This is a genomic window from Mesorhizobium kowhaii (genome assembly GCF_042431665.1).
In the GTDB taxonomy this organism is placed as follows: Bacteria; Pseudomonadota; Alphaproteobacteria; order Rhizobiales; family Rhizobiaceae; genus Mesorhizobium; species Mesorhizobium kowhaii.
On record NZ_JBHLYT010000234.1, the window covers coordinates 8101 to 12387 of the forward strand.

Consider the following 4287-nt stretch of genomic DNA (forward strand, 5'->3'; position numbering starts at 1 on the left):
CAAATCCACGAATGGCCCGCTCCGCGATCAGGTTGTCGGGCTCGAGCCGGCCATCGTAGAGGAAGCGATTGAACGCGCGCCATCGCCTGGTGCCATAGGCGAAGGCCTTCGCGATATCGGCATGGCGCGACAAACCGTTGCCCTGCTTCATGAGCTGTCGTCGCAGCGCCCGGACCAGGGGGCGGGTCCGCCTTCGTCGTGCGGCCAATCGCTCGGCGGGTGGGAGCCCCCGTATCTCTTCCTCGATCCGGTAGATCGCCTGGATACCGGCCATCGCCGTCGTGCTGAGTTCGGTCGGCTGGCTGTCGTGAACGTCGAATATCTTGCGACGCAGATGGGCCAGGCAGGCAGCTTCTCGAATGGCGCCGCCCTTGTAGATCTGGTTATAGCCGCTGAAACCGTCGGCCTGGAGCGTGCCGGCAAATCCGGCGAGCTCGGTCATCACGCTCTCGCCGGCGCGTCCCATGGTGGCGCGATACCAGGCGATCGGCGGCTCCTGCGAACCCGAGTTGCGGTCGTCGGCGACGTAAACCCAGAGCGCGCCCTTGTGCGTCTTGCCGGTGCCGGGTGCCAGGATCGGAAGCCGCGTGTCGTCGGTGTGTATCTTGGTGCGGGTACGGCCGATCTCGCGGATGCGATTGTAGATCGGATCGAGCAAGGCGGCGGCGTAGCCGGCGCTGCGCGCAAGGGTGGATCGCTCGATATCGACGCCCTTGGCGGCCATCATCTGTGCCTGACGGTAAGATGTTGCGCAGAGGATTATGCTGCGGAGGCTCCATTTCCTCCCTGATTTCAGGCAATCTGGAGTAATCTCCGCAACATAATTTATTGGACTCAAATAGCGTTTAGGAACGCCATCACGCCCTTGTTCTCTTTCCACGGCCTTTCCGGTCGCGGAGCGGCGGCGCTGCAGAGTGCCATCGCTTTCGCTTTCATCTCGAGATCGATCTCGGCGTAGATGTTGGTGGTCTCAAGGCTTACATGTCCGAGCCATGCACGGATGGTGTTAAGGTCGACACCCGCCTGCAGCAGATGGCAGGCGCATGTATGGCGGATCACGTGGGGTGTGATCGGCCTTGCAGCGAGCGATGGCACCTGTGCCGCACATCGCTCGACAAGCCGATAAACTCCGAACCGCGTATATCGTTTGCGATGGCGGCTGAGGAAGACGGGCTCGCAGGTTTCCCGTCCCTGAATGAGCTCGCCGAGCGTATCCTCTGTGCGCGCCCACAGTGGGCATTGGCGGATTTTGTTGCCTTTGCCGTGAAGAGTGACGAGCGCATGATTATCGCCGCGCCGACTGATCTGAAGATCGCCGACCTCTAATCTCGTGGCTTCCGAGACCCGCGCTCCCGTGTTGTAGAGGAAGAGCAACAGGGCATGCTCGGCCCGGCCGCGTAGGGTTTGGCGGTCGGGAACCGTTACAAGCGCTTCCATTTCGTCCCTGCTCATCCACGAGACCGGCTGCGGCGCGGCCTTCTTTGTCGTGATGGCACGGATCTGCGCGCACCAGGCAAGATGAGCTGGGTCACGGCTGGCGACAAAGCGCGCGAAGGATCGGATCGCCGTCAGACGTTGGTTTCGGGTCTGTACCGAGCAACTGCGGCTCTCCTCAAGATGAGCAAGGAACTGCAGTATGAGTGCCGGAGTAATATCTTCGACATTCAGACGATCCGCTGATTTGCGGATCTTTGTACTGATAAATGGCAGCAGCAGCGTGAAGCTGTCGCGATAGCTCATTTGCGTATTGCGGGCGAGACGGCGTTCAGTGACGATGTAATCAGCCAGAAAGCGCCGAAGCCAAGGGCCGAGTGTACGAAGATCACGCATGGTGTCCTCCGTTGACGTAGCGGTCGAAGCAGGCCGATGCTTCGTGTAACAGTTCCGGTGTCATCGACAGGTAGACGCTTGTGCCGTCCAGGTCGGCGTGACCGAGATATGTCGAGAGTGCTGGTAGCAGCCGTTGCACATCTGCGCCGTCGCGATACCAGGACGTCAGCCGATGGACGGCTGCAGTATGCCTCAGGGCGTGGAGACACGGGGCGCGTCGGCCATCATCCTTATGGTCGATTCCGACATGCTTGAGTAGCCGTTTGAATGCATGATCGACATTGTGTTTCCTTACCTGCGTTCCGTCGCGGTTTGCGAGAAAGGCGGACGCCATTCCTTCTGGCAGGGGGCGATCGGCACGGAGTTCGGCATAACGTCTAAGGGCACCGGCAAGTTGAGGCGCTACAGGAACGAGACGGCTCTTGTAGAATTTGGTGTTCCTCACCGTCAGGATGGCGTCCGCAAGCTCGACATCCTTCATGGTCAGATGGAGCGCTTCGCTGGTTCGCAGCCCCGCGCCATACAGGATCAAGAGCAACATATGGAAGGTCTCGGCGTCGAGCCGGATACTGCGCTTGCGGCTAATGCCAATGCTTCCAAACAGACGCTGCAGTTCCTCACGGGAGTAGATGTAAGAGGGCGCTGATTGCGGCTCCCGCGGCTCTTCGTCCGCCGGCGGCAACGGCGAGGCGACAGCATAACCGCGACTGATCGCATAACGGTAAAAACCGGCGAGAGTGCCATATTTGTTCGCGCGCCAACGCGTGAGCGGACCGGTTCCAGCGAGAAAGCGGCGCGCATCGCTTTCGGTAACCGCATCGCAGCACGCGTGCTCGGGGAAGTTCTTGCAAAATTGGTACAATGTCCTTGCGCTGGTGATAAATCGCGCGCCATGGGCGCGCCGCCATACGACATAGTGGTCGACCGCTTCACGAAGAATCATAGGAGGCCTCCCAGATCGATCTCCGCAACCTCGCGAAGAACATTGAGATTGACCTTGGCGTAGATCGCGGTGGCCCTCGTGCTTCGATGACCGAGATAGTCTCCGACCGCCTTCATCGATAAACCTTGATCCAGGAGATGTTGGGCCGCGGCATGGCGTAACGCATGTGGGCCGCGGCGCTTGCCTGTGATTCCGAGATCATTGAGACGAGTAAAGACGATCCCCTTAATTACCCCGCGGGTAAGCGGCCTAATCGGGGCTTTCATCGTCAGGAACAGTGTCCGTTCAGGGTGCGCGGGTCGAACCTCGCGCAAGTAACGCAGGATCGCTTGCCCCACATCTGGTGACAGCGGATAGAGATGGGTGCGTCCGGGCTTGGGGCAGCGTACCCGCAACATCTCCTGCTGCCAGTCCAAGTCTCCCAGCTGCAGGCCGCTGACTTCTCCGGCACGCAGACCGTAGGTGATCAGCAGCATCAGGATAGCGCGGGCGCGTATCTCGTGGGGATGGTTTCCTTCTGTGGTAGCGAGTAGACGGGTGACCTCGTCCCGGTTCAATCCCTTCGGAATTGTCTCGCCCGGATAGCGCCGTGGCGGCATGATCCCGTCGGCCAATCCCGGTCTGCACCAAGCCTGCTGCTCGGCGAACCGGATGAACCTACGAAGTTGTTGAGCATAGAGATGGGCGGTTGAACGATTAAAACCGCGCGCATGATAACGCGCGATAAACTGATCGAAGTAGGATATCCCTGCCGACGATAGATCGACGCCTGTTTCATCCAGCCAAACGAAAAAGCTGTCGACCGTTCGACAACAATCATCGATCGTCTTCTTCGCCCATCCGCGTTCGGAGGCCATGCGCGTGGCAAAGATAGCAACCTCGCGCGTATGGGAGTGGAACATAGCCCGCGGCTCAAACCAGCCCATAAAGCGCATCCACCGCTCAGCGTGCCCGAAGAAGCGCCGACCTGCGCGAGATCGTGACTTGCGTTCCGCGGGTGAGGACCACCGCCGGAGCGCGTTCTCGATCTTGGACAAGTTCGAACTGTCGTTGTCGTGCAAATCGAGAATGCGCACCAAATCCCACTGGTGGTATGCGATCTTCCGCAATGTCTCGATCTTAATGCCGAGACGCTCGCAATGCGAAAGATACTGAAGCCGCTCCTTCTGCAATGGGGCGGAACGATAGCGCGCGATCGTGCGCGGTTGTCCAAATAGAATTTCAAACATGATCCGAGTCTCCTTGTTGTTGGAGCCCTGATCATGCCACCGGCTTGGCTTCAGAAAATTATGTTGCGGAGATTACTTCAAATTGTCTGAAATCTGGGAGGAAATGGAGCCTCCGCAGCATAATCCTCTGCGCAACATCTTACCGTTTGGACTAACCCGCTCCGCCACGGCGGAGCGGCAAGGGGGTGTACGCCGACGGCGCGGTCTTGATGGCGTCCTCTGTCGTGCCGGTCAGGCGTTCAATAGGAGCTCCAACTGCGCGAGCATGGGGTGGCTGCTTGCAGC

At 59.5% G+C, this 4287-nt stretch carries 4 protein-coding genes; all 4 read right to left on the minus strand.

Features of this window, described 5'->3' with window-relative positions:
- The coding region (tnpC, locus tag ACFFNA_RS39880) for an IS66 family transposase (protein WP_378925855.1) at nt 1-724 on the minus strand (724 nt) is incomplete at its 3' end.
- Between the two features lie 110 nt (nt 725-834).
- The gene (locus ACFFNA_RS39885) at nt 835-1830 is read right to left on the minus strand and encodes a tyrosine-type recombinase/integrase (protein WP_378925857.1); all 996 of its coding nucleotides are present in this window, start codon (nt 1828-1830) and stop codon (nt 835-837) included.
- Nucleotides 1823-2773, minus strand: a complete 951-nt coding sequence (locus ACFFNA_RS39890; RefSeq protein ID WP_378925860.1) for a tyrosine-type recombinase/integrase — start codon at nt 2771-2773, stop codon at nt 1823-1825. Before ACFFNA_RS39890 ends, ACFFNA_RS39885 begins: the two co-directional genes overlap by 8 nt.
- Nucleotides 2770-4002 carry a tyrosine-type recombinase/integrase gene (locus ACFFNA_RS39895; RefSeq protein ID WP_172235141.1) on the minus strand — a complete coding sequence of 411 codons (1233 nt, stop codon included), beginning with the start codon at nt 4000-4002 and terminating at the stop codon, nt 2770-2772. Before ACFFNA_RS39895 ends, ACFFNA_RS39890 begins: the two co-directional genes overlap by 4 nt.
- Between the last annotated feature and the right edge of the window lie 285 nt (nt 4003-4287).

What these genes read in the sequence shown, in the direction of transcription:
- ACFFNA_RS39890 (WP_378925860.1), bottom strand. Translation starts at nt 2,773, where the DNA reads ATGATTCTTCGTGAAGCGGTCGACCACTATGTCGTATGGCGGCGCGCC.
- ACFFNA_RS39885 (WP_378925857.1), bottom strand. Translation starts at nt 1,830, where the DNA reads ATGCGTGATCTTCGTACACTCGGCCCTTGGCTTCGGCGCTTTCTGGCT.
- ACFFNA_RS39895 (WP_172235141.1), bottom strand. Translation starts at nt 4,002, where the DNA reads ATGTTTGAAATTCTATTTGGACAACCGCGCACGATCGCGCGCTATCGT.